Genomic DNA, 25598 nt, shown 5'->3' with positions numbered 1-25598 from the left:
TCCATCACATGCAAGCCGGTGCTGTAGAGATTGGCGGTTCCGGGATGGCGGATCTCCGGCTTTCCCCAGCACGGCCAGGGCAGGCCGTAATAGTCGCCGCCGACCTCCGGATCGTCCTTCGGCGCGCGCAACGTCACAAGGTCGAACTTCGCCTGGTTTTTCATGTGCGCCTTGAGCCGCTCGGGCGACTGTCCGCAATAGCCGGTCGACCAGCTTCCGCGGTTCATCTCGCGCAGCACGTCCTCGGGCACCGGGCGGTCGCCTTCGACCGCGATCCTCTTGAACATTTGGTCGGCGAGGCCGAGCTTCTTCGACAGGAGATAGATGACCTGATAGTCGTCCTTCTGCTCGAAGCTCGGCTTGACGATCTGTTCGCCCCACTGGAGCGAGCGGTTGGAGGCGACGCGGGAACCCGACGTTTCGAACTGCGTGCAGACCGGCAACAGCCAGGTCTTGTCCTTGCGTCCCGCCTTGACCGCGAGCGAGGCCCAAGTGGTCGGATGGGGATCGGCGACGACAAGCAGTTCGAGCGCCGCCAGGCCTTTCATGGACTCTGGTATGCGGGTGATGCTGTTGCTGGCGTGGCCCTGCACGAACATCGCCTTCATGGTATCGCGCTGCTGGACGTCTTCCTTCGGCAGCAAGACCGAGTCGAACCACCGGGTCAGCGGAATGCCAGGGGCCTCCATGATGTCCTTGGAGTCGAACCGAGCGAGAAGGTCCTCATAGGGTATCCCCCAGACTCGCGCCCAGTGCTTCCACGCGCCCTCCGTCAGCCCGTAGTAGAAGGGCAGCGTCGTCACATCGAGGCCGATGTCGGTCGCGCCCTGAACGTTGTCATGGCCGCGGAAGATGTTGGCGCCGGTGCCCGGCTTGCCGATATTGCCGGTGGCGAGGCACAGGATGCAGTCCGCGCGCACATTCGCCGTTCCGACCGTATGCTGGGTCTGTCCCATGCACCAGATCATGGTCGACGGCTTCTGGGTGGCGAACATTTGAGCGATGCGTTTCATCTGCTCGCCGGGCACGCCGGTGATGCGCTCCACCTCCTCGGGGGGGTACTTGGCCACCACCTTGCGGACCTCGTCCATCCCGTAGACGCGCTGCGCGATGAACTCCTTGTCTTCCCAGCCATTCTCGAAGATGTGCCAGAGCAGGCCCCAAGCCACCGCAATGTCGGTGCCGGAGCGGATGCGCGCGAACTCGGTGGCGTGGGCGGCCGTGCGGGTGAACCGCGGGTCCATGACGATGAAGTTGCCGTTGTTGAGTTCCTTCCCTTCCAGCAGATGCTGCATGGCGATCGGATGCGCTTCGGCCGGATTGCCGCCCAGGATGACAATCGTCTTGGAATTGCGGATGTCGTTGAACGAATTGGTCATCGCGCCGTAGCCCCAGGTGTTGGCCACGCCAGAGACAGTTGTCGAATGGCAGATCCGCGCCTGGTGGTCCTGGTTGTTGGTTCCCCACAGCGCAGCAAATTTGCGGAAGAGATAGGCTCCCTCGTTGGAGAATTTCGCCGATCCCATCCAGTAGGTGGCATCGGGGCCGGACGTTTCCCGGATCTCCAGTAGCTTGTCGCCGATCCCGTTGATCGCCTCGTCCCAGGAGACGCGCTTCCACTGCCCGTCAACCAGCTTCATGGGGTACTTCAGGCCGCGGTCGGTGTGCACCAGTTCGCGCACGCTCGCGCCCTTGGCGCAATGAGAGCCGCGGTTGATGGGGCTGTCCCATGAGGGCTCCTGTCCGGTCCACACGCCGTTCTGGACCGCCGCGGTGACCGTACAGCCGACCGCGCAATGCGTGCAGATGCTCTTCTTCAGCTCGATCGGCACTCCCGGCTGCGGCGGGCTGAAGGCCGCGGCCTTCTTGACCGTGCCGAGCTGGAGCGAGCCGACGGCGGTCAACCCGCCGACGACGAGGCCGGAGCGCTGCAGGAAGGTTCGACGATCCATGAGAGCCGGCGCGGCGCTCCCCGTCAGACCTTGAAGTTTCGTGCGGCTCGCTTGGCCGTTTTTCCGCTTCGTCAACATGGCGGCCTCACTTCTCTAACGTCTCGTAACCGTTCAAACCGTAGAAGGCCTGACGTGGTCGGTATCCACGGTAGCCGCATTGGCGGAAGCGCAGGCCCCAGCCTGCCCAAGGGCGACGTGAACCAGACGGTGCGGACTCTCCGTACCTTGCAGGCCAGAAAGCCGCGTCAGGAAATCGGCATTGGTTGCGCGCAGGAGAATCGAGGCGAGGAGAGCGTATTGGTCGGAACGTGCGCTATCGAAGCCAGAGATTGTGGCGGCGCTCGCGGGGCTGGCGGGAACTCCGTCCGACGTTCCGATCGTCTGGCCAAAGTCCGGGTTCATTTCTGACCTCGACCGCGCCCTAAATATTGGACGGGCCAATAACTAGGGGCGACTTCCTCGACGGCAATGCCACAGTCGGTGGAACCGCTCGCTTTCAAGCCGCCTGATGAGCATGGTCTTTGTCGTCACATCCGTCTGGATTCACCCCTGTTGAAATTGTTCAGGTTTTTCCGGCGGTCGCCAATCGGTATTGGAGATGTCGCCACGTCCGATTGGATTTCGATAGGCCATCGCCAACTCAATTTGGACTCAAGCCGTTCTCTCCAGCCAAAGCGCACACGCAGGTTGCGCCGACCCCCGAATTCGTCGACGCTCAATCAGGTCACGCGCTGAGGGCGGCAATGGCAACGCGGCCTCCCCGGCTTTGCTGATGGGATGAGTTCACATTTCTCACGCAGGACAGTCGTCGATGTTGGACAGGAAGAAACCGTTCTTTACCGAGAGCTACGTTAATGGAAGTGCGGTCTTCCGGGATTTCTACTCGACCTACGAGAAGGCGTATGAGGCTGCGCAGGATGAATTGAAGGATGCCAGTGTCAGCCTAGCCGAGATCGGCACACGTGATTTCAGTGCTGCTGGGGAATACGAGGGAACCACCTTGCTATGGCTCGAGGCAGTGTGGCGCGACCCATGGAAGGCCGAGAGTGTGCTCGAAGGCGAGGTAGGGGTGATCCGGGGAACAGAAATCGACAGTGTCATAGCTCGATCCCCTGTCGACGTTGAATACGATTTGCAAGGCATGTGCCGTTTCGTTGAGCGATTAAGTCCTCCCTTGGGTGTGCTTACTCTCGTGCGGCGTTGGAGCCGGTCGCGTGCCTTTTGAAGGCGGTATCCCAGGATCAGTTCCAAGCTTGGGAGGCGCGCGCGCTTTGCGCCGCACCTGAGGACATCCCAGAATGCTATGACGGGGCTACTCCAACACTCGTTAAGTCCGTCGTAAGGTTGGACAGCAAGATTGTCATTCGTTTGATCCCGGACGGGAGCGGAGAGACGGGTGATCGGAAGTGATAAAATCCCATCCTACTCGCGCGACGGCAACCGACTTGCGAGGCCAGAAATACTAACGACGGTTCAAGAGGATGTTTCGATGATCTCTGTCGCCACATCCTCTTGGACTCAGACCCGCTGAAATCATTGCACTTTTGCAACGTATCGCCATCCGCCTCTGGCGGCACGCCAGATCAGATTGGCTTCTCGGGGTCCGTCGCCAGCGAGGCGCCGCGAACCGTCGCCAGCGGAACCCGCCGGATAGGTGCCGCCATCCTGTGAACGATCAGGCTATTCGGTAGCCTTTGTGCCGCTCGATTCCAGGTGTTTTCGAATCACCTTCGAACCTGGCACCGCTCGCATCAGGATGTCCAACTGATCGGTATCCATGCTCCGCAAAGCATCGCTATCCCGCTCCAGGATGCCCTTACCGCCCAGCTGGCCGATGGCCCGAGCGACTGGCAACAGGGACTCCTTGGGGAGGTTCGGCAGGGTGGGCACAAGCGCGCCGGCCAGCGAGCTCTTCTGGTCGCTGTCTGTCGCCAGCACGAGGATGTCCTCCATTCCATTGACGAGGATCGCTAGCGGCTTTGCTTCTCCGGTTCTTGAGAGAATGATCGGAGCCACCTCGAGAAAGAACGTCAGGCCCAGTTCCCGTCGCCTGGACATCGCGTAGCTGAGAACGCGCTCCCTCTGTTCCTCATTGAGGGTATCGTCCTGAAGCAATGTCGCGAGCACTGCCCCCTCGCCGCTGCCAAGCGACGAGAGCCACATTGTCAACGCTCCATCTGGCAGGCTGTTGATTTCCTTCGGGGGAGCCACGAGAAGCTCGCGGGCAATGGCTAGTTGGCGCTGTTCATCGGCCTCTCTCGATATCGCGTCGATGATCGTCTGAATATCCTCCCGATCAGGATCGTTCGGCTGCTTGCCCGTCAGGAGATTTTTTATATCCGTGACCGCCATAAAGGGCGCGATCTGACTCATCGATTGGGCCACTGCTCCGGGCGAATACCGCCACAAAATGGTGGCGGCATCTGAGACTCCTGGCCGGATGTTCTCTGCGACGAGGTCACGCGAGACCATGTCCACAATTGAATTGAAAACGACTCCAGACCCTGAGTTCGCCGGGTTTTCCTTGATGAACTGGATCGCACGAGAGGCAATGGCATCGGCGTCATACGGTCCCGTCTGCTCGTCCTGTTCCGGCCAATGGCCAGCCATTTCGCGATGTAGGACTGGATAGGCCTCGGGGGCACCTGCCGCTTGCTCGAAGAGAGGCTTCAGAACGTTGGCAATCTGTCCCTTGGGGGCGATTCTCAAGAGCTTTCTGGCCGCGGGAAAGAATTCGGATAGGTAGTCAGCTTGAGTCGACATTGCGAGAATGCGGGCGCGAGATGTCTTCGTATGAGTAGAAAGCGGGTTCGATGACCAGCCACCCATTGCAGCGGTCGCATCGATGAATTTGCGATACTTCTCGGCAGTATCCGTCTCGATCTTGTCCCCATTCACCACGGCGTTCATCTGACCCACCAGAGCGGCCAGAGTTTCCTCGGTCAGATCATCAAGATGCGAAGCGACGTAGGCAAGGGACGGCCACGGCAGTTCCCCGAAAGGCTTGTTGGTTATGTACCCCATCAAGCTGTGCCAGGAATCCTGGTCGCGACGCATCAGGATTTCTGCAGCACGGCTCATGTAGTCCGAGGTTTCGGGGAATCCGCTCCAGGACTGGAGCAGCGGGAAAACGCCAGCTGCAGATTCCTGATCCAGGTTGGCTTCCCAGCGAGTTGCGAGATCGAGAAGCTGTTGAGACCCAGCCTGCCAGTCCAGCTCCCGTTGATCCCCGTCCTCCATCTCCCGATGCAGTCTGTTGGCAAATGCCACCAGGAAGGTTCGGGCCTGTTTCGGTGTAGCTAAGCTCGCGTAGGATCCAGCTTCCTTCCACGCCGTCAATGCGCCGTCAGAACTGCGAACGGCGACTAGTCTCGTCAGTTGCTCCCATAGCTCCTCGCGGCTCTCCTCACCGGCTTCGGCGAGCGCCTTGTATACCTGACTTACCCTCTGGAGCATGCGATCGATATCCGGGATACCCGCCGGATTGTTCTCCAGTTCGTCAACGGCTAGCTGGGTGTAGTCCGAGCCAAGCGGCCGAAGGAGGTGCTCCTCATGCTCGTTCATCCACGTTTCGAGTTGTGCAAAGGGTAGCGTCTGCGCTCCTTGAGAGGATTGGACTTCTCGACTCAGCAGCCAACTCCTCACCCGGGATTCGGTAACCGGCAGAAGCTGATCGGTCGCACGTACGGTGAGTACGAGTTCTGCCGCGGCCCTGACATCGGAGACCAGCTCCTCAAGGTTCGGCGTCTGACCGGTCGGAAGGCGCCATTCCAACTTCTGTCCGGTCAATAGGTCCCCAGAGAAGCTCTCCGCAACTTCACGCCTGTCCTCAGGTGACAGAGCAGCAATGATTTCCTTGGCAGCCGCCGGACCAACATTGGTCCGAATATCCTTGATACCGATCATCTGCCGCGCCAAGGGGACCATCAGCCCGTTGCGGTAAGCCGCAGGGATTCGATGGGCAATGGCAGCTAGCACTCTCGCAGCATTGACGCGGCGTGCCTGTGTTTCGTCTGAAAGGCCTTCAGCCAGATCTTCCAGCAAGCGGACATCCTCGTGGCTCAGATCATCGTTGTCGAGGTGATGGCCAAGCACTTCCATGACTCCCCGGGTGTCGCCGGAGACGAAGGCGTCATTTAGCTCGGCAGCCCGATCACCAAGCCTTCGCGAGATCGCATCCTGTGCGAGGAGCAGGAGCGGCTGCAGGGATTTTGGCCACCGCAGGTCAAGGAGGCTGGAAAGGTATTGCCGAAGGTTTCGGTGCTCAGACCGAACGTCATTGCCAACCTTGCCATCCTCAACGACCAAGAACTCTTTCAGAGCGTGTTGAGCGCTGACCGCCAGCGAATCAAATGCTTCTCCCCTGAAGACCACTCGGTTGAATTCTTGGATAAGTTCCGGGCGACTTTGAAGCTCGCCATAGAAATCTGGAAAATCAGCCCGCAACACGCACAGGGCAGCCAATGCTAACGGATGGCTTGTCACGGCACCGTCATACAACGCTCCCGGCGCGGTCGAGCCGATGCCACTCCTCTCCCGCTGGACGGCCATCCACCAACTCTGGGTAAATGCATTCAGGATTTGAATTGCGTTGCGTGGACTCTGAACGCCAACGTGAATGAGCCTCTCCACGAGATCCTGCAGCCGCACGCCGCCTTTTTCGATCTCAGCAGCAAGGCTGGACTGCCGCAGCTTCTCTTCCGCGAAGTGCCTCATGTCTAGCTTGGGAAACGGCGGGATCTCGAGACGAAACTGGAAAAGACGATCGAGGTAGCGTCTTGCGTCTGAACGGGTGAATACCGAGCCTGGCAGGTCTGGGTTGACCCTTCCCCGGCCGCGGGATAGGGCATCGGCCACTCGGTCTTCGTCACAAGAGATGACGAAAATCACGCCAAAGTCGTCCGACACCTCTCCCAGTGGGAGTTCCAAGAACGTTCGGACGGCATCCAGTCCAGCAACCATTTCAACAGCGGACAATCTGTCGAGATCATCGACGAATATGACCAGCCTTTCACAGGATCGGCCTTCTGGCTTTGCCCTGAACTTTCGTATCTGGTCGACGAGAAGGCGCTCGTATTCTTCCGCGCTGGTCGCAGGAAAGGAAATCACAGTTTGGTTTGTGAAAAGCGTAGGCGACTTCAGTCGAATATCGACAACGTATTTGCCCAGGAATGCCGCGACCGCGGCCGCGGCCGTCAGGACGACCGTAAGGCCCAATTGATCCGAGAGACCCAGCCCGTAAGAGACCAGCCACATCGTCCCCATAATGAGCGCGAACAGGACCAAAAACAGGAGAGCTGACGCGACATTCTGGAGTGCAGCCTCTCTGAACCACTCCCCCAAGCTGCGCTTGCTTTGGGCCGTGTCAGTGACCTGCTGGTACAATTTCCGGCGAAGCTCCACGTCGTCGCCTCCCAACCGGAGGAAGACATGCCGAAGGAGCGCCCGCTTAATATCTTCACCCGCTCCATATCTCCAGGCGTTGAACGTGACCGGCCGAAAACGATTCCTTCTTCGCTTGCCGTTTGGTCCGCTGGAATCCTTAGCGAGGGAGGTGAGATAGAGCTCCTTGATGGTGCTTTTGCCCGTACCCCACGACCCGAGCAGTCCAATGCTGAACGGCGGGCGATGAGGACTCTCGATCAAGTTCCTTAAGGCATCTGAGAAGTGCTGATGGCCGAAAGCGTCTTTCGTTGGGTCGGAGAGTTCCTTGTCCAGCACGCTGGCCATTTCTTGGCCGCCAATCGATCCTGCACTCGCCTTCATTTGCCCGGCTCCCCCAGATCGCCCCATCCGATTGGAAGCCTATAGCTTACCCAGAGGAGGGAAAAGCCACTCCAGTTCCAGATAGAATTCCGATCATCGATCCTATGGCCGGAATCTCACGCTGCTGATGACCTGGGTTGCTGAAGAACACGACATGGACCTGGATGATGAGGCTGAGGACGAAGAACGACTGATCGAAAGCTGGGCGCCACGCTTTCGGAGATAACTCTACTGGCGGCATGCTGCCTCATCGCGCCTTGCTCTCAATCGCCCTTTGCCGATCCTTGGCGGTTGCCAGCCCTGCTGCTTTCAAAATCTTCCAGACGGTGCGGAATGAGATCGGTATTCCCTCTCGCGCAAGGGTCGCCGCGATCCGTTTGCAGCTGTTGCGGACATCCTTCCTCCCAAGCGCCCTCACCCGGACGGCCACGCTCTCGGGCGTCGTCTAGGGATGCCTGGCCTCGTATTTTAGGTCGCAGAGACCTTGGAAACCGCCCTCGGCGAACACTGCCCTCCACAACTCAAGCGTTTCCCGGCGAAGACCCAGCTTTGAACAGGCTTCGTCCATGCCTACCTGATCCATCAGCCTGACAGCCTCCAGACGCCGGAGCCCAATTCCTTCTTGCGATCCCGCGGCTTCCGCTTCCGCGTTCCGATGATGTCGGGAGGCAGATTCCCTGATGGCGTGAAGCGGAGGCTCCGGAAAGCCAGTGGACCCTCCGCGCGGCCAACGGGCCTGATCTCGCCAGCGACCACGAAGGTGGCCAGCAAGCCGGCCTCGATGCCCATGAGGCTCGCGGCTGTCGTCAGCCCGTGAGTTCCCGATGAAGGCACAACGGGAATCCCTTCCATGGTTGTCCGCAGCAGGTCGTCGACCTCGCTGCGGACCAATCCAAGGCTGCGACTGCCACAAATGCCGGGAATGCTCTGGAGAAAGCCCGCATCCACCAGCGGTTTGATTTGATACCGTGGAAGGCCAAGTGCCTTGGTGGCCTCCGCGTACGTCACGAGGCTCTTGGCGAATTGCTCGATCTTCTCGACCTCGTCGGGCGCGTAACCAACCTTCGTCCGGGGGGACGGTCGGTTCGGGTCAACGCCGACCCTTCTTGCGATATCCGATACGGCATACCGTTGGATGTTCAACCGTTCAGCCAACGCGACCACGCCGACATCGTCGGCATCGAATTCCTCGTCCGTGAATGTACGTTGCTCGGGGCGATTTGCGGCCGAATGCGCCTTGCGCATAGACCTCCAGAAGAACTCAGACAGTTGGGGAGAAAGGAAGGTACGCCTTGTGCGGTTCAGGGACCTGAACACGATGTCGTAGCCGCGTTCACGCAAGGGAGCGGGAACCTCGGTTCGAATCCATCTCTTCAGGGATTCCACGAAATCGGCGCGGCTCCCTCTCAGGAGGGAGAACCCCAGTCGATGGAGGTCACCAGAAGCCTCTACCTCGGCTGGCCCCTGGTCGCGGGCCCTCAGGCCAGTGGCAGTTGCGGTATTCTGGCTGTGTTGCTGAGCATTCACGTCCGGCTGTGGGTTGCCCGGTTCATGATTCCAAGGGGCATGTTTCTGCCGTTCTTGGTAGCATCATTGCCGGCTTGGCGGCATGGTGATCGAAAGTGTTCCCGAACCGTGCTGATGTAGCTCTGCTAGACTGCCACCACAGCGAGGGATACCGGGCTGCAGAAGCGGCACTGACTCTATGACGGGTGTAACCGCTTCGTTTCGTTCGAACCAGGACATGAGATTGTTCACCAGCAACTGTCCCATGGCGTTCCTCGTTCTTACCGAGGCGGATCCTATGTGAGGGAGCACCACAGAACGGGGATGGTCGAGGATCTCGGCTGGAACGACGGGTTCGTTCTCGAAAACGTCAAGGCCCGCTGCGCCGATCGTGCCTTCTTTCAATGCGGCGGCGAGATCGAGTTCCGCGATAACTGAGCCCCGCCCGATATTTATGATCACGCCCTCCGGTCCAAGCAGATCAATAATAGGACGGGTGACGATGTGCCGGGTTTCGGCGCCGCCGGGTGCAGCAACGATCAGAATGTCGACATCCTTTGCCATGCCTGCGAGGCTTTCATAGTACGGAAGATTCACGTCCTCATGCCTCCGTCGAGCGTGGTAACATAAGGCCATGTCGAAACCGGAGAGGCGATGGGCGATGGCCCTCCCGATCCGCCCTAGCCCGAGGATGCCAACCTTCTTTTCCCGCAAGCTGGCGCTGAGAGGAAAGGGACCTGACGCCCACTTCCCCTCGCGAAGATAACGCTCCGCTTGCGGCAACTGACGAACCGTCGCGATCAGAAGCCCAATGGCCAGATCGGCTACTTCGCCGGTGAGGACGTCTGGCGTATTAGTGACGATTACGCCCTGTCGAGCGGCTGCCTTGGCGTCGATGTGATCGTAGCCCACGCCGAAGCTTGCCACGATCTCCAGATTGGGAAACGTCGACAATAGCGAGGCATCGACCACTGAGTGCCCGCTGGCGACAATGCCGCGTACCCGGCATGCGTCTTCGGTCGAAAGCCAGCGCTCTTCCCAAAGTTTACGGACGTTAAAACGACGGCTTAGTGCGGCTTCGACGATTTCAAGCATCGGCTGAAGCTGCACGAGCATCACGGGCCTTTCGCGCTCCCCGCTCACCTCAAGAGGTCCATCTGGAGCTGCTTGTCACCATCTCCTCCCGGAACAGATCACCATCGATACCGAGAGCGCCTTCGAGCGCGTGGTCGATCAGGTTGGTAGAACTGACCTCCATGACAGCGATTTCTCCCGCCGCCCCACCTCGAACGCCTCTGTTGAGGAGACGTCCAATGTAAGCCGCATAACACCGCCTCACGGCCCTCAACCCTCCGACCTTTTTGCAGAAGCCCCAGCCCGTTCGCTCCCTGCACGGCTGAGCGCCAGTGGTGAGCGGGGAGAAGTTGTTGTGTTTGGATGAAGGACTCTGACTCACCTCCCCGCGCCCCGCAAGGTCGACGGCGAACGCCTGCATTTCCCCCCATGTCCTCGGCCGGGGGCTGAAGCGCGGCTACCAACTCACGTCCCCGCCATTCGGAGAAATGCTCTGCCCGATCATATAGCTGGCCTCGTCTGAGGCGAGGTACACATATGCTGGCGCGATCTCCCTGGGCTCACCGACGCGGCGTATCGGGAGCTGGCTCGCTTTCCATGCCCGCCAGTCGGGATCGCTGGCGCGCCAAGTATGGGTGTCCGTCGGCCCGGGGCAGACAGAATTGACAACGACCCCCCTCTCCGCGACTTCCATCGCAACGGCGGTGGTCAACGCCACGACCGCCGCTTTGGAGGCGCTGTAGGCCGCCGCGCCCGGCGCCGGTTTGTGGGCGAGCTGCGACGCGGTATTCACGATCCGGCCGTATCCCTGCGCCAGCATGTAAGGAAGGGCATGCTTCATCCCCCAGGCGACACCGACTAGGTTTACGTCGAAGACGCGTTGCCAGTCCTCCCAGTCACATTCGACGAAGCTGCGCATCGGCAGCCCGATCCCGGCGTTGTTCACCATGATGTCGAGCCGACCGAACTCCGCCACGGCCGCCTCCACCGCGCCCCGCACATCGGCCTCTTTCGTCACGTCGCAGTCGCACGCTAACGCCCGACCGCCGGCCGACGAGATCGCCTCCAGCAGAGTGCGCTTGTCGTCGCGGAGACCGTGATCGGCCGCCAAAACGGTGGCACCCTCGGCAGCGAAGGCGAGGCACACCGCCCGCCCGATCCCAGTCGCCGAACCGATCACCAGCGCGCTCTTTCCCTCAAGTCTCAGCACATCCTGCTCCCGTCAAAGCTCGGTCAACGATTCTTCGCGTCCTCTCACCAGTTGTGAGAGAGCAACCGCCAGGACCAAGGCACCGCCGTAGAACAGGTCCTGGACGTAGGTATCGATTCCGAGAATCGAGAGTCCGGTGATTCCCGTGACCAGGAGATACACGGCAATCGTGGAGCCGAGCGGATTGAAGCGGCCCGGCGTGATCGACGTCGCGCCGAGGAACGCAGCCGCAAAAGCCGGCAGCATGAGCTGCGTCCCGGAAGTCGGGTCAGCCGAACCCGATGTGCCAGCATAGAGCGTTCCGGCTATGGCCGACAGTACGCCGGAGGCGATGAAGCAGATCAGCCTGACGCGCGTCACTGGCACGCCTGCAAGACGCGCCACCTCGCGGCCACGGCCGACGAAGAGCGCCTTGCGGCCCAGCGAAGTGAACTCGAATACGTAGACCAGCACGAGCGCAATGGCGACCGCATAGTAGAAGGCCAGAGGGATACCGAAAAGCCTGGTCAGGATCACCGCCTGGACGAGCGTCCAGTCGATCCCGCCGATCGTGCTGGAGTTGCTGATCCACAAAGTAATCCCATGAAGGAATGTACCCGTTCCCAGCGTGACTATGAGGGAGTGGATGCGGAAGAACAGCGTGAAAAATGCATTGAGGATTCCGGTGGCAACGCCGATCGCGAGCGCAGCAGCGATGGCCAAGCCGATCGGCCATCCATGGCCGACGTTGAGGACCGCGATCGTCATCGACGATAGAGTGAGGACTTGCGCAACGGACAGGTCGATGTCGCCTGCTGTCAGTGGGATGATCAGCCCGAGCGTCAGAATGACAAGGACCGCCTGTGACCCGAAGATGGTTGAGAAATTCGGCCAAGTCAGAAAGGACTCCGGCGCGAGCACGCCGAAGATCACGATGACCACAAGCCACGCGAGGACGAGAGCGAAACGCTCCAACTCCGCTAGAAACCGCGGGCGGCCTCGTCGGATTTGATTGACCGTGGACCGCGTTGGCTGTGAGCCCGCAATGACATCACCCATTGACCGCCTCGCCTTGCAAGTTTCCCCCGAGGCTGTTCAAACAACGCTCGGTAATTGCATGTTTCGTGATTTCATCGCCGGAGAGGGTGGAGACCACCCGACCGCGGCTGAAGATCAGCACTCGATCGCAGATTGCCTCCAGTTGCTCGTGGTCGCTGCTCGCACAGAGGATGGACGCACCCCGGTCCGCCGCCTTGCGAATGAACTCGTAGACCTGCTGACGGGCGCCCACGTCGACACCCTGCGTGGGCTCATCCAGCAGTATCAGGTCGGGACCGGTCTGCAACCACTTGGCTAGAACAACCTTCTGCTGGTTGCCGCCGGACAGATCGCGCACCGCCCTCTCGGGTTCGCGCGGGCGGATGTCGAAGTCTTCCGCGAGTGTGGCAGCATGCTGGTTGATCCGCGCGCCCGTTACCATCAAGCGGGGCAACAGCCTCCCGAATACCGGCAGCGCGATGTTCTCTGCCACGGAGAGTCCATCGGCGACCGCCGCCCCCGGGCGATCCCCGGGCACGAGAACCATGCCTAGCCTCATCGCGGCGGAAGGTGTGACATCTGCGATCGCCACTTCGGCTCCGCCGACAGACAAGGTTCCACCATCCGCCGGTTTCGCCCCGTAGAGCAGATAGGGCACCCAGTCATATCCCGAGCCAAGCAGCCCTGTGAGCCCGACGACTTCGCCGCGCCGGAGCGTGAGGTTGAACGGTTCGAGCCCGCTGGCTCGCAAATCCGTGACGACGGCCGCTTGGGTCGCCCCGATCGTCCGCGGCGGAGGGCGGGTCATATTGAGCGACCGGCCGACAATGGCCGAAATGAAATCCGACTTGCTCGCATTTCGCGTCGTCAGGCTCGCCGCGACGCGCCCGTTGCGAAGCACGGTCGCGCGATCCGTGAGATCAATTACCTCGTCAACGTCGTGAGAGACGAAGATGACGCTGGTGCCGCGGTCGGCGAGCGCCCGGACCAGCGCGAAAAGCTGCTCCACGTCGGCTCGTGACAGGAACGGAGTCGGCTCGTCCAGGATCAGGAGCCCTCCGTCACCCGCCGTGTCGTCTAGCTCGGAGAATGCCCGGATGATGGCGAGCAAGGCGCGCTCGACGGGCGCGAGTTTGCTCACCAGCGCATCCGGGTCCAGCGAGAGGCCGTATCGGGAGAATAGAGCCTCTGCCTCGCGCTTCGCCCGGCCCCACCGGATCATCGGGTTCGCGTCCCGCACGAGACGGCGGACTAAGAGGTTCTCGGTAACGGAAAGCGACGGGACGAGGCCAAGAGCCTGGTGGACCACGGCGATTCCGAAGCGATTGAACTCGCCTGGCGGCAGGGGTAGGGGCAGGTCACGCTCGCCGATCCGGACATGCCCGCTGTCCGGGGCGTGCACGCCGGACAGTATCTTGATGAGGGTAGACTTGCCCGAGCCATTGTGCCCGAGCAAGCCGTGAATCTCGCCGTATCCGACGGAGAGGGTCACATCATCAAGGGCACGGGCGCCAGCAAAGGACTTGCTGATCCCTTGGACCACGAGGTTCGGGGTAGCTGAATCCTCGAGCACCGGCGTGCCCCTCTCCAAGATCACTGAAGCCCCCAGAGCTTCCGATAGCCTTCGACGTAAGCGTCTCCATAGCCGGTCGAGACCTGCGGCGGCGTTCCGGCCGTGTCCACATTGGACGCGTCGAAGATGTAGAGTGGGGCCTTGGGATCGGTGACGTGCGGTAGGCCGCAAAGGATGCGCATCTCCGCGTCGAGGATCGCGTGTGCAACCCAGTCGATGCTCTCGCCAATATCCATTTCGACCCGCCCCTGCTGGACGAGATCAAGGACGAACGGGCTACCGTTAAAGGTCACGATCTTGGCCTTGGACTGGGTCAGTTCGACGGCAGGAACGACGAACTGGGCCATGCCGTCATACATAACGATGATGTAGTCGATCGACGGGTCCCGAAGGAGCTCGGCCTGGACAGTCGGCTGAAGCCGGGTTCCCCAGTCCACGACGTTGACGTTCTGCTGCTTCACCTTGCAGTCCTCGCACTGCTCGAGCGTAGGCAGCACGCCGCTCATGACCGACTCCGCGGAGAACGAGTCCTTGGCGGTCAGGAAGAGGACGTTGGCCTTGCCTTCGGTCTTCGTGACGACCCACTCGGCCATCAGTTGGCCGGCCTGCGTATAGTCGATCGGCACCATGAGGAAGGGTTCGGGCGGCTTCGTGTCAAGTCCGGCCGCGTGCGCCGCGACGATGGGGATGCCCGCCTCCTTCGCCTGCATGCCCTGGGGAACGAGTGCCCTCGGATCCGGCATCAGCACATCGATGAGGTCGTACTTCTGGCTGATGCCTTGATTGATCCCCTGAATCCACTGGGACGGCTGGCCCTGCGTCCGATAGTGGTCGTATTGGAATCCGATATCTTTCGCGATTTCGACCATGCGGCTGGCAACGCCGCCCGTGAATTCGACCGAGCTGGAGAACGGGACGACAATGAGCTTCTTGTCCTTCATGCAGGCGCGGGCGTCGAAAGGTTCGCCAGGCGCCTGGAACTCCGGCAGCTTCTGATGATCGGCGACGTGCGCCTTCATCGCCTCAAGGTCGACCGCCGCAGCCGGGGTCGAAAATGCCGCTATGCTCAACCCGGCCAACAACGCGCCAAGTAATGCACCAGTTTTATTTCTCATTTCCCTTCCCTCCCAAGAACAGCGTGCCCCTAGGCATCGCCGGTTGAAAAACGTGATGTCGGCGGCGACCCAGTTTCGGCCGGGGCCTCTCCGGTCGAAGCGGGATCAGCCGCAGGTTCCGAGACTTGATCCGAATCCCGACTGAGCCATTCGACGTATGACGCGATCCCATCCTCGAGCGGCACTGATGGCGTCCAGCCGAAGTCGGCGCGGGACGACGAAAGATCGTAAATGCCTTGCGGATCGGAAAGGCCGTCGAGCGCAGATCCGACGATGATGTCTGGGCCGGGCACGATCGCGCGGACGACATCCGCCAGTTCCCTGAGCGTGAGCCCCGGCCCCCCAGCGATCGTATGGGTCCTGCGCGCGCTCACGGCCCAAAGGGCCGCGGTCAGAGCGGACACGACGTCATCAATATGGACGAAATGATACCGCTGGCTTCCACCGGCCCCGATCGACAGCGGACGGTTGTTCAACCCGGCCAGGATCATCTCGCGGATGAAGCAATCGGTGCGGCGGCCAGGGCCATAGACGGCCGCAATCCGCAGGCTGATTCCGTCTAGGCCGTGGCAGTTTGAATAGGCTTCCACCAGCGCCTCGCCCGCAATCTTGCTCGCAGCGTAGGCGGAACGCGGATGCAGCGCGCTCTCCACGCACACGAGATCGTCCGCTGCGCGCGGGCCGTAGACTGAGGCCGACGAACAGAACACGAACCGCGAGATGCGATGGATACGAGCGAGCTCGAGAAGATTGAGCGTACCCTCGACATTCGTTCGCGCGACAATGCCGGGGCGGTCTGCGTAGAGCATCGGGCCCGAAACCCCTCCGCAATGCAGAATTGCCTCGATATCACACTCCCGGGCGAGCTCGTGCAGGCGGTGAGCCTCGAGTAGATCGCAATGGATCACCTCCTCCGCTTCGTCACCGCGGATGTCGATAGCCAAGACCCCTCTTCCGGCGGAGCGCAGGGCCCGCGTAACGGCTGCGCCGATGAAGCCAGAAGCGCCACTGACCAAAACAAATGAGCCTTGACCTCCCTTCTGCATCGCGGGAACCTTCCCTCAGTACTGAGACGCAGGCGGATGTGCTGCCCGCCAGTGTTCTGCGATATCGATCCGCCGCGCCACCCACACGTCCGAAGTGGCCGCGACGTGGTCGAGGAACCGTTCGAGATCGGCGGCCCGCCCAGGCCGTCCCACGAGGCGTGTGTGAAGGCCGATGCTCATCATCTTCGGCTTTCGTTCGCCTTCGCGGCGGAGGAACTCGAAAGCCTGGGTCAGGTAGGCGGAAAAACTTGGCGACTGGTATCCGTAAGAGTTGACGTACCGGACATCGTTGTTGTCGAGCGTGTACGGCACAACGAGGTGATCCTGCCCATCGACTTGAACCCAGTAAGGCAGATCATCTGCAAAAGAATCCGAGTCGTAGACGAGCCCGCCTGCCAGCACGAGAAGCTTCCGAGTATTTACGCTCATCCGGCCTGTGTACCAACCCGTCGGTCGCGCCCCGGTGACTTCCGTGTGAATTCGCATCGCCTCGGCGATGTGTAAGGCTTCCTGCTCCTCTGGCATCTCCGCGTAGTGGATCCAGCGCAGGCCATGGGAAGCGATCTCGAACTTCGCCTCCTTCATCGCGGCGACGGCGTCCGGATTCTTTTCCAGCGCCTTCGTGATCCCAAAGATTGTGACAGGGATGTTGCGTTCGGTGAACATCCGATAAAGGCGCCACCAGCCCGCACGGCTCCCGTATTCATACTGAGATTCAACGCCGAGATTGCGGACGTTGTAGAAAGCTGCTGTCGGCTCCTCGGCGAGAAACGCTTCGCTGTGCCGATCACCATGCAGGATCGAATGCTCTCCGCCCTCCTCGAAATTGATCACGAATTGGACGGCCAAACGTGCATCATTGGGCCAACGAGCGTCGGGGGGATTTCGTCCATAGCCGGCAAGATCGCGAGGATACATCAGTCGGTTCTCCCTTCCATCAATATGCGAGGGCGTGAAGCCCCGCAGCTAGGACGCGAATTCCGGCCACGATGTCCTCCACCGAAGAGAATTCGTCGGGCGTATGGCTCCGGCCATCCTTGGACCGCACGAAGATCATCGCCACCTTGGCGATGGCCGCCATCTGCTGCGAATCGTGCCCCGCTCCACTGGCCATCAACATTGTCGGAACGCCTTGGTCTCGGGCTACCCGCTCCAGCACCGACACGATCTCCAAGTTCGAGGGGGCAGGTTCATGGTCGAGCATCGTCTCCCAATGGATGTCGAGCCCGCGCCGCGATGCAACTTCCGTCATAAGGTTTTCATGCGCCGCGTAGAGCCGACGGCGGGCCTCCGGATCCGGGTGGCGCGCATCGATCGTAAACTCGACGCGCGATGGGATAATTCCGGGATAGTTCGGCTCGACGATCACCCGCCCGATGGTGGTCACTGCCGGCCGCCCCATGCGGTGCGCCGTGTTTATCAGGCCCGAGGCGATCTCGGCGAAGCCGGCCAAAGGATCGCGGCGAAGATCCATCGGAAACGCGCCGGCATGGTTCTGTGTCCCCCTGATCTCTGCGCGGTAGTGGCGGATACCTGTAATCGCACTGACGATCGCCACGGGAAGACCTGCCTGCTCCAAGATGGGTCCCTGCTCGATATGAAGTTCAATGAAGTGCTCGATGTCGTCGCGGCTGGCCTCGGCGATGCGCGCGGGATCGAGTCCGACGTCGCGCATGGCCTCGGCGATCGACTCGCCTGAAAATCCGATGACCCGATCCGGGTCGTCTGGTGCGATCCGCCCGGTGATAGCGCGAGAGCCCCAATAGTTCGCGCTCGGAAAGCGGCTGGATTCCTCTTCGCAAAATGCAACGGCCTCGATCGTGCGCTTCGGAGCACCAAACTGCTCCCTTAGCGCCCGCAAGGCGATCAGCGCCGCGACGGCGCCGAGGGCGCCGTCATAGCGCCCCCCCGGCGTTTGCGAGTCAATGTGAGAGCCTGAGACGATCGATTTACCCGGCTCTCTTCCCTTAAGCTTCCCCCAGACGTTGCCAACCGCATCGCGGTTCACCTCGAGACCGGCTTCCGTGCACCACTCAACGTAACGCTCAGTCGCACCGACCCATTCGGGCGAATAGACCGTGCGGGATACGCCCGTAGCCTGGACGGCGCCATAGGAAGCGAGTTCCAACACGTATCGTTCCACCAGTTCCGGAGAAATCTCGATAAGGGGAGATGCGGTGTTCTGCATAGTATCTGCGCTCCAGGCGTCGTCGGCTGCTGAACCTCCGGCGCGCATCTCGGCACCGAAACATGTGCGCCCGGGGTGCGGTGCTGTCCTGAGCGGGACGACGGGGTTCCGTTGCGTACATGGGAGCCACGGGTCATAATGAAATAAAAGCGAATTATCTGGAACAAGTCCCTTCAAGAATCTTGAACTGAGAACCCTGTACAAGCGGAGGAGCCGACCGTGATGAATCAGCGGCAGATCGAGACGTTCTTCTGGGCTGCCCGCCTCGGCAGTTTCGCGGCCGCCGCGGCTCGCCTCAACGCGACGCAGTCGACCGTCTCAATGCGAATCCAGGAGTTGGAGAGCCGGCTCGGCACCCTCCTCTTTGACCGATCCGGCCGGACGGCGCGCCTGACCGCCCAGGGTGCACTCCTGCTGCCTATGGCGGAGGACGTGGTGCTCGCGACCGACCGTATGGTCAGGGCCGCGGCCCAGAAGCGAGAGATTGCGGGATATGTGCGCCTCGGAGTCGCCGAAGTGGTGGCGCTGACTTGGCTCACGGAGCTGGTCCGCCGCATCCGCGCAGAACACCCGCTGATTCGCCTTGAGCTCGAAATAACGCTCTCGCACCTCATTGAGGAAAAGCTCTACGCTGGAACGCTCGACATGGCTTTCGCGACCTGCGAGATGCCTCCGTCGCGTTTCCTGTCCACGCCCCTCCATGAAGTCGCGTTCAGTTGGATGTGCAGCCCCGACCTCCCCGGCATTCCCGAGGTCCTTACGCCGCAGAGCCTCTGTAATTTACCAACCATCGGCACCTCAAGAGAGTGGCAGTTCCGTGGCTCAACCTTGACGTGGCTCACCACCAATTCCGTTCACTTTCGGGACCTCACTATCTGCAATTCCTTCCGAACCGCGGCCATGATGGCCACGGCCGGACTGGGGCTCGCCTATCTGCCTGAGCGGCTTTATGAGGCCGAGGTCGCGAAGGGGACACTACGCCGACTGCGCTGCGAGCCCACAACGGAGCCACTGCAGATCCTCGTGATCCGGCCCCTCGCGATGTCCGAACCAGCGCACATCGCAATCGAAACGGCTGCACTTGGGGCGGTCTCGCCTCCAGTAAATTGAATGTGGTTAGGGATCATTCTGACGCGCCTGAGATTTGTAGCCCCACAGCCGAGCATCAGCGGAACTGAATTCGTCTATTCAGAAAATTCAGCTTTCTTCCCCGCCGATTTTGTCTCAGCCTTCTAAGGCGTGCGGACGTCCTGCTCGCGGGGAAGCTCCGACAACCATCAAGTCGGAGATTATTCTTTGTGCAAAGGAGAGGTTATGTCTAGTCAAGTGCCGTACCATTTCAGACTTGGTGAGCTGCCGTTGGGTGATTCGAACGCCGGATGGGAGGCGAGACATGTCCGATGGGGTGGCATGAACATTGGTTATTATTCGGGAATTCCTAAAGGCTTTGATTCGGGTCCGTATTTCCGCGGGCTTGCTGGAAACCTCTGCCAAAGCCCTCACTGGGGCTACGTGATCCGCGGACGATTACTGGTCAGATACCCCGATCGCGAAGAGACGATTGAGGCTGGAGAGGTATTCTATTCACCTGCGGGCCATTCCGTTCTTCACCTTGAAGAGACGGAGATGATCGAAATAAGCCCTGAGAGGGAGCTGGAATCGGTGATGCAGGTGTGGCGATCGAACGCGAAATCACGCTGAGGTTTGTGAAGGTCAGCACAGGCACCTGGAAGATGCTCGGCGACATTGCTGCCGATTAGGCCGAGACATTAGCGAAGCATCTTCATCGCTTAGGGCAGAGCCCTGCGGCGAGGCCGCCAGGCGGCTATATATGCAAAGGGGAGGTTTTCGGACCTTCCTGTTCCGGCCCTTCAGGCCAAGCTCACCGGAGAAGTGGGGAGCCCTGCGGCCTGACGGGCACACTGGCCTGGTGGACTTTTCCTCGACAACCGCAAGACTATCCCGAGGGGTGCCGTGTCTGCCACGCCACGCGCTTCGGGCACTACGCCCGCGCCTCTCCTTGGGCTCTGGGAGCTAGCGTGCAGGGTTGCGGAAGGCGGGATATGCCCCGCCTTTTTCGTGTTGGCCTTTGTTGCATACGGCGTACGCTGTCTCTGATAGGCCGATCACGTTCTGCTACAGCGCAGACATTGATCCGTCTTCGAAGAATCCAAGTAATTCGCGGCTGTGCGTTGGGATTGCGTGGAGTGTGTACGATCCATCGGAACTGCCGTCCCTTTCAGTGTGTCGAAATATGCGGCTCCAACGTACGTGTGAGTTCAATCGATGGTGCGTATTGGAAGCTAGGCGAGGAGGTCTCCTTGGACCAACTTTGAGCGGCTTGGCTCTGCCTCGATCTGGATGCTGCTTCCGTAATCTTCCTACCTTCTCCAAGTAGTGGTCGCAGTCCGCCCGCGCCCAGCTTGGCCAAGCGTTCTCTAATCACCCTGGGTGCGCAGAATTGTTTCGGCCGCGTCCGCCAATACCTGGCAGCCGAGCACAAGATCGGCATCGTCGGTGTTTTCGGTCCAGTGATGGCTGATACCACCGATGCTGGGAACGAAGAGCATCGCCGCCCGCAGCTTGCGGGCCACCAGCTGAGCGTCGTGGCTGGCGCCGCTTGGCATCCGCACGTGCATGCCAGGAGCGTGCCGCTCGGCGGAAGCTTCAAGTGCCTCTTGGAACGCCTGATCCATGACCCACGGCCGGCCGGTCGCAGTCCTCTCGACCTCCGCCGAACAGCCGGAGCGCGCGCACGTCTGCTCGACAAGGTCCCTGAGAGCCACATCCATGCGCTCCAGAACCGAAACGTCTGCATCGCGAAACTGGAACAGCATCTCGGCTCTGCCAGGAATGATGCTCGGCGCGCCAGGCTCTAGGGTGATGCGCCCAGTTGTCCAGACAGACCGCTCAGCGGCGACCTGTGGAAAGCGCTCCGCTATCGCCATCGCCAGCATGGCGGCTGCGACACCCGCATCCTTCCTGATCGCCATCCGCGTCGTTCCAGCGTGGTTCTGAACACCATCGAAGGCGATGCGGTACTGCCAGATCCCCACGATGCTGGTGACAATTCCGATCCGCTTGCCCGTGGCCTCGAGCGAGTCTCCCTGCTCAATATGGGCTTCCAGATATCCGACATGCCGTTCAGGTTCGGCCTGCCGCCGCGGAATGCCAGCAAGGCCGGCAGCCTTCAACGCGTCCCGAAGCGGTTGTCCGTGATAGACGTTCACGGCGTTGGCGATCTCGGCTTCGCTGATGTCGCCGACATAAGAGCGGCTTCCCAGCAGAGTGATATAGTGGCTCTCTTCGTCAGCCCAGGCGACAGGGGCAATGGGCAGTTCGGCGCAGTCCGGAGTCTCTGCGAATGCGCGCGCCACCTCGAGGCCGTAGATCACACCAAGCGCTCCATCAAGCCAGCCTGCATGGTTCTGCGATTCGGCGTGCGATCCAATCAGCAGTGAGCGCCGAGGTGAGCGCGGCATGCCGAACACATTGCCGACCCCGTCTATGTGAGCGTCGAGACCGAGCGCCTCGTACTGGCTGGCGAGCCAGCGTCGGCTTTCCATGTCCTCAGCGGAGTAGGTGGGCCGATGGACGCCCGTCTTGTGCGCGCCGAATCGAGCGAACCGGCGGAGCTCGGAAAGCAACCGCTCAGCATTGATCCTTGGCATCTGCCTGCCTTCCTGATGTGAGGAAGCGGTCCGACGCGTCAGCGCCGGGCCGTGACCATGATTTCTACGGTCAGCGCGGGATCGGCCAAACGGGCCTCCACGCAGGCGCGGGCGGGCTTGCCTGCATCAGCAATCCATGCGTCCCAGACAAGGTTGAACTCGTCGAAGGTCGCGATGTCGGTCAGCCAGACCTGCGCACTGACGACGTTTTTCTTGCTCGTCCCCGCTTCGGCGAGATGATGATCGATTCTCTCCAGGATCTCCTTCGCCTGCTCGGTGACGGAAGCACCACGCGTCGCGACGGCGGTGAGGCCCGCCAGAAAGACGAAGCCGCTTGTCTCGACGGCTAGGCTCATACGGTGGTTTTCGCTTAGGCGAACGATGTCGGTGCTCATCTCGTGGCCCTTCCCTCGAGATAGGCGATCGTCTCTTCAAGACCGACAACATCAGCATAGCGAAGATCGATGTCAGTCAGATTCACCTCATGCGCCATCGGCGAGCGATCGCCCACGGCCTCCCTGACGACGATCGTCCGGAAATTGAGATTATGGGCGCTCTCCGCCGTCGCGCGGATGCAGCCGCTCGTGCTGCAGCCAGTGACGATCAACGTGTCGATGTTCCGGCCGATCAGGTAGGTGTCGAAGGGCGTTCCCCAGAACGCTGACGCCCTTGGCTTCACAAGAAGCGGCTCTTCCGGCCGCCTTTCCAGCCTGGGATCAAGCTCTACCATCTTTGAGCCGGCCTCCAGCGAGCCCCTTTCGCCGAGGTGAAGCATCTTGCGGCCGTATGGGCCGACGGTTTCCCAGGGCGTGAAGGCCATGGTTGTGAAGAACACGGGGCAATCGTGTTTCCGCGCGACCTGCAAGAGCTCGATCGTGTTGTGCAAGACCGGCTCGAGTCGGGAGGACCCCTGGGGCGATTCATCGTCAAGCCAGGAACGTGCCAGGTCTATGACAACCAGTGCAGGTCGCTCACCGAACCCCACGCGTCCGCCAAAGCCGCTGCGCTCGTATAGCTCTCTTACTTCCTCATACACGAAGATTCACCCTCTGTGTTCTGTATACAGGATTGATTTTTATATGAGGAACACACTAGGCTGGTTTCCTATGTTGTCAAGCGGCCCGGAGAGCCATCCATGGGCCACAGATGAAAGGAAACGGCTCGTGCTTGATCTGGTTATCGAAAACGGTCTGCTGGTTACGGCGGCAAGCACCTCCCGCGCTGATCTGGGAATCAAGGACGGCAAGATCGTTCAGATCGGAGGAGAGCTAGGCGAGACGCGGCGCAGGATCGATGCTGCGGGCAAGTATGTCATTCCGGGAGGCGTCGATGTGCACACGCATCTCGACGCCCCGGGCGACGGCTTCAACACCGCGGACGACTTCCTTACCGGAACCATTGCCGCCGCCTGTGGGGGCACGACCACTATCGTCGACTTCTGCCAACAGCGGCGGGGCCAGTCGCTGCAGGACGCGCTGGCCGACTGGCACCGCAAGGCCGAGGGCAAGGCCGTAGTCGACTATGGGTTCCACATCATCGTGGTCGACTTCAACCCTGCCGTGGAGGAGGAGCTCCTTTCCTTGCCGCAGCAAGGCATCACCAGCTTCAAGGTGTTTATGGCTTACAAGGGCGCGCAAATGGTGGACGACCGCACTCTTGTGCGCACCTTGGCTCAGGCGCGAAAATCCGGCGCGCTCGTGATGGTCCATGCTGAGAACGGAGACGCCGCCGACTTCCTGATCGAGGAGAACCTCAAGGTTGGAAACACGGCACCTAAATACCATGCGTTGAGCCGTCCTCCCCGGGTGGAGAGCGAAGCGACCGCCAGGGCGATCGCGATGGCCGAGATCGCTGGCGCGCCTGTTTACATCGTTCACCTGACCTGCACGGAAGCATTGGAGGAGATCCTCGTAGGCCGGCGGCGCGGCGTCGATGTGCGGGCGGAAACCTGTACGCACTATCTTTACGCGACCAAGGAAGACTTGGCTCGAGAAGGCTTCGAGGGAGCAAAGTGGGTCTTCACGCCGCCCGCTCGCAGCGAGCAGGACCAGCATGCCTTATGGCGGGCGCTTGGCGAGGGAACATTACAGGCGGTGTCGTCGGACCATGCGAGCTGGTCGTACGAGAAGCACAAGACCCTCGGGAGGAGCGACTTCTCCAAGATCCCCAACGGAGCGCCGGGGATCGAAGAACGTCTCACCATGGTTTATCAGGGGGTGAACGAGGGTCGCCTCAGCATCAACCGCTTCGTCGAACTTGTTGCCACAAATCCGGCGCGACTGTTCGGACTATTCCCCGAAAAAGGGACCATTGCCGTGGGAAGCGACGCGGACATCGTCGTCTGGGACCCGGATGCCACTGCAACCATCCGCCAGGCGGACCTCCATCATAAGGTCGACTACACACTTTATGAGGGTAAGCAGGTCCACGGTTTGCCGCTGACGGTGGTTCGCCGCGGTGAGATGATCGTGGAGAATCGCCATTTTGTCGGCAAGGCGGGAACCGGGAATTTCATAAAGCGCCGCCCTTATCACCGCAGCTCGTTGTGAAGGTTGCTTGGGGATAGGCGGTGAATGGAGCCGCCCGCGATCACGTGGGGAAGTCAAGCGGAACCCGAGCCGCCAGGGCGCGGTGTATCTGGGCAGCGGTGCGTTGCATCTCGCGCGCCACCTGCTCCTCGCGGGGCAGCAAGGTGTTCACCAGTGACGATAGGTTGAAAATATAGGCCACCTGTCCGGAGCGATCGAAGATCGGAAGGGCCAGCGCCATCAGCCCTTCTGTAAATTCCCCGACCGAACGAGCCCAGCCGCGGCGCCGGGTGGCCCCGATCTCCGCCCTCAGCGTGGCTGGGTCAATGACAGTGGTTTCCGTGTAGGCCACGGGATTCCAGTCCTGCATCCAGCGATCTATGCGCTCCGGATTCTGCCAGGCGAGATAAGCACGCATCTGGGCAGCCGCATTGCGCGAGAACCGATGACCTACCGGAAAGGACACTTCCATAATGTGGTGGGCGTTGATCCGATCGATGACGACAAAGGAGTCGTCAGACATCGGCTCAGATAGGACACACGGCAATTCTAGGCGTTGGACGAGTTCGGACAGCAGCGGTCTAATCACATTGATGATCGGAGAATTCAGCAGCGATGATGCGTCACTGATGATGCCGGAATGCAGGCGATAGGTCTTGGTCTCCTCATCGAAGCTCAGCCAGTCGAAATGTGTGAGCGTCTTCAGCAGCGAATGACAGTGACTCTTGGAGATGCCGATCGTGGAGGATATCTCGGCCAGTCCGGCAGGCCTTGGCGCTTTCCTATTCAGATAGGCGATGATGGCGATGCCGTTCTCGAGAGCAGGCACGATCCCGGGGGCCTTGCGCTCGGAAACGAACTGGCCGCCCGCGGCGAGCATCCAATGATCGCCCTCGTATTGCAGCTTGGCGCCGGAGCGGGAAGCCAGTGACTGGCTTGCCATCTGCTCTTG

General features: G+C 60.8%; 19 protein-coding genes. 4 read left to right on the top strand and 15 right to left on the bottom strand.

Going from position 1 to position 25598, the window contains the following annotated elements; translation table 11 throughout:
- Nucleotides 1–2030 (bottom strand): molybdopterin-dependent oxidoreductase (locus tag HUI96_RS20730; protein WP_188256583.1); only part of this gene is annotated, 2030 nt, incomplete at its 3' end.
- 733 nt (nt 2031–2763) lie between these two features.
- Here HUI96_RS20730 and HUI96_RS20725 point away from each other — a divergent pair.
- On the top strand, nt 2764–3177 hold the full coding sequence (locus HUI96_RS20725) for a hypothetical protein (RefSeq protein WP_188256582.1): 414 nt from the start codon (nt 2764–2766) through the stop codon (nt 3175–3177).
- A 455-nt stretch (nt 3178–3632) separates the two neighbouring features.
- On the opposite strand, the gene HUI96_RS20720 is transcribed toward HUI96_RS20725, so the two are convergent.
- The 10 genes from HUI96_RS20720 to HUI96_RS20670 form a co-directional block, all read right to left on the bottom strand.
- Nucleotides 3633–7718, bottom strand: coding sequence for a P-loop NTPase fold protein (locus tag HUI96_RS20720; RefSeq protein WP_188256581.1), 4086 nt, complete (start codon nt 7716–7718; stop codon nt 3633–3635).
- A 582-nt stretch (nt 7719–8300) separates the two neighbouring features.
- Entirely contained in the window at nt 8301–8963 is a 663-nt protein-coding gene (locus HUI96_RS20710; RefSeq protein ID WP_188256579.1) for a hypothetical protein, read from the bottom strand.
- A 345-nt stretch (nt 8964–9308) separates the two neighbouring features.
- Nucleotides 9309–10340: a 2-hydroxyacid dehydrogenase gene (locus tag HUI96_RS20705; RefSeq protein WP_188256603.1), complete on the bottom strand. Its 1032-nt coding sequence runs from the start codon at nt 10338–10340 to the stop codon at nt 9309–9311.
- A 415-nt stretch (nt 10341–10755) separates the two neighbouring features.
- Nucleotides 10756–11508, bottom strand: coding sequence for a glucose 1-dehydrogenase (locus HUI96_RS20700; RefSeq protein WP_188256578.1), 753 nt, complete (start codon nt 11506–11508; stop codon nt 10756–10758).
- Nucleotides 11509–11520: 12 nt separating this feature from the next.
- Nucleotides 11521–12546 carry an ABC transporter permease gene (locus tag HUI96_RS20695; protein ID WP_188256577.1) on the bottom strand — a complete coding sequence of 342 codons (1026 nt, stop codon included), beginning with the start codon at nt 12544–12546 and terminating at the stop codon, nt 11521–11523.
- Complete coding sequence (locus HUI96_RS20690; RefSeq protein ID WP_210320254.1) at nt 12539–14122, bottom strand: sugar ABC transporter ATP-binding protein; 1584 nt, start codon at nt 14120–14122, stop codon at nt 12539–12541. Before HUI96_RS20690 ends, HUI96_RS20695 begins: the two co-directional genes overlap by 8 nt.
- The gene (locus HUI96_RS20685) at nt 14119–15213 is read right to left on the bottom strand and encodes a sugar ABC transporter substrate-binding protein (RefSeq protein ID WP_188256576.1); all 1095 of its coding nucleotides are present in this window, start codon (nt 15211–15213) and stop codon (nt 14119–14121) included. The genes HUI96_RS20690 and HUI96_RS20685 overlap by 4 nt, the downstream gene beginning before the upstream one ends.
- A gap of 29 nt (nt 15214–15242) precedes the next feature.
- Nucleotides 15243–16259 carry an NAD-dependent epimerase/dehydratase family protein gene (locus HUI96_RS20680; protein WP_188256575.1) on the bottom strand — a complete coding sequence of 339 codons (1017 nt, stop codon included), beginning with the start codon at nt 16257–16259 and terminating at the stop codon, nt 15243–15245.
- Between the two features lie 15 nt (nt 16260–16274).
- Nucleotides 16275–17177, bottom strand: coding sequence for an allantoinase PuuE (puuE, locus tag HUI96_RS20675; protein WP_188256574.1), 903 nt, complete (start codon nt 17175–17177; stop codon nt 16275–16277).
- Between the two features lie 19 nt (nt 17178–17196).
- Nucleotides 17197–18447 (bottom strand): Zn-dependent hydrolase, encoded by a 1251-nt coding sequence (locus HUI96_RS20670; RefSeq protein ID WP_188256573.1) that lies wholly within the window; start codon nt 18445–18447, stop codon nt 17197–17199.
- A 222-nt stretch (nt 18448–18669) separates the two neighbouring features.
- On the opposite strand from HUI96_RS20670, the gene HUI96_RS20665 reads away from it, so the two are divergent.
- Together HUI96_RS20665 and HUI96_RS20660 are read left to right on the top strand one after the other, a co-directional pair.
- Nucleotides 18670–19557 carry a LysR family transcriptional regulator gene (locus HUI96_RS20665; RefSeq protein ID WP_188256572.1) on the top strand — a complete coding sequence of 296 codons (888 nt, stop codon included), beginning with the start codon at nt 18670–18672 and terminating at the stop codon, nt 19555–19557.
- 300 nt (nt 19558–19857) lie between these two features.
- Nucleotides 19858–20148 carry a cupin domain-containing protein gene (locus HUI96_RS20660; RefSeq protein WP_188256571.1) on the top strand — a complete coding sequence of 97 codons (291 nt, stop codon included), beginning with the start codon at nt 19858–19860 and terminating at the stop codon, nt 20146–20148.
- A gap of 737 nt (nt 20149–20885) precedes the next feature.
- On the opposite strand, the gene HUI96_RS20655 is transcribed toward HUI96_RS20660, so the two are convergent.
- From HUI96_RS20655 to HUI96_RS20645, 3 genes are read right to left on the bottom strand one after another with little or no spacing between them, the layout of a single operon-like run.
- Nucleotides 20886–22118 carry a hydantoinase/carbamoylase family amidase gene (locus tag HUI96_RS20655; protein ID WP_188256570.1) on the bottom strand — a complete coding sequence of 411 codons (1233 nt, stop codon included), beginning with the start codon at nt 22116–22118 and terminating at the stop codon, nt 20886–20888.
- A 38-nt stretch (nt 22119–22156) separates the two neighbouring features.
- On the bottom strand, nt 22157–22513 hold the full coding sequence (locus HUI96_RS20650) for a RidA family protein (protein ID WP_188256569.1): 357 nt from the start codon (nt 22511–22513) through the stop codon (nt 22157–22159).
- Complete coding sequence (locus HUI96_RS20645) at nt 22510–23103, bottom strand: isochorismatase family protein (RefSeq protein ID WP_188256568.1); 594 nt, start codon at nt 23101–23103, stop codon at nt 22510–22512. The genes HUI96_RS20650 and HUI96_RS20645 overlap by 4 nt, the downstream gene beginning before the upstream one ends.
- Here HUI96_RS20645 and hydA point away from each other — a divergent pair.
- On the top strand, nt 23069–24667 hold the full coding sequence (gene hydA, locus HUI96_RS20640) for a dihydropyrimidinase (RefSeq protein WP_237684256.1): 1599 nt from the start codon (nt 23069–23071) through the stop codon (nt 24665–24667). The two genes, HUI96_RS20645 and hydA, sit on opposite strands and share 35 nt — an antisense overlap.
- Before the next feature lie 40 nt (nt 24668–24707).
- On the opposite strand, the gene HUI96_RS20635 is transcribed toward hydA, so the two are convergent.
- Nucleotides 24708–25526: an IclR family transcriptional regulator gene (locus HUI96_RS20635; protein ID WP_188256567.1), complete on the bottom strand. Its 819-nt coding sequence runs from the start codon at nt 25524–25526 to the stop codon at nt 24708–24710.
- Nucleotides 25527–25598 lie beyond the last annotated feature (72 nt).

The organism is Pseudaminobacter soli (ex Zhang et al. 2022) (assembly GCF_014595955.1).
Lineage (GTDB): Bacteria > Pseudomonadota > Alphaproteobacteria > Rhizobiales > Rhizobiaceae > Kumtagia > Kumtagia pseudosoli.
The sequence above is the reverse complement of the archived record's forward strand: the minus strand, read 5'-3'. Positions and strand labels throughout refer to the sequence as shown.